Source organism: Paracoccus sp. UBA889, from assembly GCA_002294185.1.
Classification (GTDB): domain Bacteria; phylum Pseudomonadota; class Alphaproteobacteria; order Rhodobacterales; family Rhodobacteraceae; genus Paracoccus.
The window spans coordinates 160,767-162,993 of sequence record DBFD01000046.1 but is presented as its reverse complement, the minus strand read 5'-3'; the positions used below and the strand labels follow the sequence as shown (position 1 = coordinate 162,993).

The 2,227-nt window shown below is 65.1% G+C and carries 4 protein-coding genes; all 4 read left to right on the top strand.

The window, feature by feature from the left end; all coding sequences use genetic code 11:
* A partial coding sequence (locus B4L36_RS08800; RefSeq protein ID WP_349675822.1) for a DUF6537 domain-containing protein occupies positions 1–456 on the top strand: 456 nt, incomplete at its 5' end.
* Between the two features lie 64 nt (positions 457–520).
* Entirely contained in the window at positions 521–1,333 is an 813-nt protein-coding gene (locus B4L36_RS08795) for a glutamate racemase (RefSeq protein ID WP_292955531.1), read from the top strand.
* 10 nt (positions 1,334–1,343) lie between these two features.
* The gene (gene ccmE, locus B4L36_RS08790; protein WP_292955527.1) at positions 1,344–1,802 is read left to right on the top strand and encodes a cytochrome c maturation protein CcmE; all 459 of its coding nucleotides are present in this window, start codon (positions 1,344–1,346) and stop codon (positions 1,800–1,802) included.
* A gap of 191 nt (positions 1,803–1,993) precedes the next feature.
* Positions 1,994–2,227, top strand: a 234-nt coding sequence (locus tag B4L36_RS08785; RefSeq protein ID WP_292955524.1) for a glycosyl hydrolase 108 family protein, incomplete at its 3' end; no start/stop codon positions are given.

Genomic DNA, 2,227 nt, shown 5'->3' with positions numbered 1-2,227 from the left:
GCCCGGCTGCATCTGACCACTGCCGATCAGGTCGCCTCGCAATGGGAAGGCGACACCAGGCTGTCGTTCCACCTGGCCCCGCCGGCGCTGACCGGCAAGGACGCGGATGGCCGTCCGAAAAAGCGGGAATTCGGGCCGTGGATGCTGAAGGCCTTCCGGATTCTGGCGGCGATGAAAGTGCTGCGCGGCACGCCCTTCGACCCGTTCGGCTACGGCGCCGAGCGCAAGCGCGAACGCGCCATGATCCGCGAGTATGAAACCGACATGCGCGAAGTTCTGGCCGGCACGAATGACGCGACCCTGCCGATCGCGATAGAACTGGCCGAACTGCCGCTGAGCGTTCGCGGCTATGGTCCCGTCAAGGACAGGGCCGCCGACGAGGCGGCCATCCGGCGCAGGGAATTGTTGCAGCAGTTCCGATCGGGCGATGCACCGAGGCGTGAAGCCGCCGAATGATCTGGGTCATTCCCAAACCGCCCGCGGCGTCCTAGAAGGGCGCGCAGGCTATGGGAGTGGCGACATGGCGGTTGGCGTTTTCGATTCGGGTCTGGGCGGGCTGACCATCCATCAGGCCATCGCCGCCCGCCTGCCGGATCTGCCGCTGGTCTATCTGGGCGACAATGCCCATGCCCCCTATGGGGTGCGGACCGCCGACGACATCTTCGATCTGACCTGTGCCGGTGTGTCGCGGCTGTGGGATGAGGGTTGCGATCTTGTGATTCTGGCCTGCAATACAGCCAGCGCGGCCGCGCTGCGGCGCATTCAGGAAACCTGGCTGCCCCAGGACAAGCGCGTGCTTGGGGTCTTCGTTCCGATGATCGAGGCGCTGACCGAACGGCAATGGGGCGACAATTCGCCGCCCCGCGAGGTCTCGGTCAACCAGGTGGCGCTGTTCGCGACACCCGCGACGGTTGCCAGCCGCGCCTTTCAGCGCGAACTGGCCTTTCGCGCGGTCGGCGTCGATGTCGAGGCGCAGCCCTGCGGTGGGGTCGTCGATGCCATTGAAATGGGTGACGAAATTCTGGCTGAGGCGCTGGTCACCAGCCATGTCGAGGCGCTGCTGCGTCGGATGCCGAACCCCGAGGCGGCGATTCTGGGCTGCACCCATTATCCGCTGGTCGAGGCCGCGTTCCAACGCGCGCTCGGGGACAATGTGGCGGTCTATTCGCAGGCGGGGCTGGTCGCGGCAAGCCTTGCGGATTATCTTGATCGTCGGCCCGAGTTTCTGGGCGCGGGCCGGGTGGCGAAATATCTGACGACCGGCGATCCCGTGCGTGTTTCGGGCAAGGCCACGCAATTCCTGCGCCGGCCGATCCGGTTCGAAGCGATCTGAGGAGAACGCGATGGCAGGTCTGAAACCGCTGAAGAAACGCCGCCGCGTTCAGGTTCTGATCGGCGCATCGGTCGCCTTGCTGATCGCCGTCGGGCTGATCGGATACGGGTTCCGGGACGGGATCAACCTGTATCGTTCGCCCACGCAGGTCAGCCAGCGCGCGCCGGCGCCGGACGAATATTTCCAGCTTGGCGGGCTGGTAAAGGACGGCTCGATCGTGAAGCGCGGCGGCGTGGCCTTCGATTTCGTCATCACCGATGGCGCGGCCGAGATCCCCGTGACCTATATCGGCCGCGATCCGCGTCCCGATCTTTTCAAGGAAGGTCAGGGCACCATCGCAAAGGGCTGGTATCGCGACGGTCGCTTCGAGGCGCAAAGCCTTCTGGCCAAGCATGACGAGACCTATATGCCGCGCGAGGTGGTCGATACGCTGAAGGATGCGGGCGTCTACCAGGATCCGAATTCCTGAGACGCGGCGCCGGGCGGGCTGCCTGTCCAGCGGGGACGGGTCGCTCGAACCCGCGGCGGCAGGGGCGCGACCATGTGCGATGCCTGAGGATCACGACATGCAACGGGCGTTCGGTTAACAGATGGTTAACCGGAGCCGATCACCTTTCGGGCTTTCCGTCGTTCTGACGGCTGGCTTTCAAGGGGACCGGAATGCCGAGTGTCGAAGAAATCGCGCGAGAGATCGTCGCCCGCGAGGGTGGCTATGTGAATGACCCCGACGATCCCGGTGGCGCGACCAATCATGGCGTGACCATCGGGACGATGCGGCAGTTGGGCATGGATCTGAACCGGGACGGGCGGATCGACGCAGCCGATGTCAAGGCGCTGACCCGCGCCCAGGCCGAACAGATTTTCGTGCTGCATTATTTCCGCAAGCCGCGTCTG

Excerpts from the sequence above, each read along its gene's own strand:
- B4L36_RS08795 (WP_292955531.1), top strand. The coding sequence starts at position 521 with ATGGCGGTTGGCGTTTTCGATTCGGGTCTGGGCGGGCTGACCATCCAT.
- ccmE (WP_292955527.1), top strand. The coding sequence starts at position 1,344 with ATGGCAGGTCTGAAACCGCTGAAGAAACGCCGCCGCGTTCAGGTTCTG.